The 602-nt window shown below is 62.3% G+C and carries 1 protein-coding gene; it reads right to left on the reverse strand.

Annotated elements, in window-relative coordinates; genetic code table 11:
• On the reverse strand, nt 1-602 hold a 602-nt coding region (locus HU762_RS26525), incomplete at both ends, for an OprD family outer membrane porin (protein ID WP_186641878.1).

The raw sequence follows: 602 nt of genomic DNA on the forward strand, positions 1-602 counted from the left end.
GCCAGCTCACTTTCACGGCCCCATTCCTTGCCGTCGTCGACGGTGGCGGTGTGCACGTTGTCGCCGCTGATGTAGCGGTTCATCAGGGTCAGGCCCGGCACGCCGACAGCAGCGAAGTTGTAATCGTGGCGCAGCTGCCAGGATTTTTCCTTGGCGTTGTCGTAGCTGGAGTTGTAGCTGTCGTTCGCCAGGGTGCCGCCGCTGGTGCCGTTGACGCGCATCCAGCCATCGTCGCCGCCGACTTTCTGCAGGCCGACGTAGAAGGTGTTGCCGCCGTATTTGGCCGAGAGCATGGCGAAGGCGGTTTTGTTGTCCAGGTCGCCGGCCAACGCGCTGCCATTTTCCTTGCCGGTGAAATAACCGAGGTTGGCGCCCAGGGTCCAGTCGCCCATCGGTTGGCTGTGGGTCAGGTTGAAATATTGTTGCTGGTAGATGTCGGACAGTTCCGCGTACCAGACGCCGACCTGGGTGCGTTTTTCGTTGAAGGCGTATTCGCCGCCGCCGAAGTTGAAGCGGTCGGAGGTGAACGCGCCGCGGCCGTTCATCGACATGTCTTCCATGCTCGCGTCGTTGCGCGGGCTGTTGGCGCGGAACTGACCGCC

The sequence above is a fragment of the Pseudomonas sp. SWRI92 genome (genome assembly GCF_014268685.1).
Taxonomy (GTDB): domain Bacteria; phylum Pseudomonadota; class Gammaproteobacteria; order Pseudomonadales; family Pseudomonadaceae; genus Aquipseudomonas; species Aquipseudomonas marvdashtae.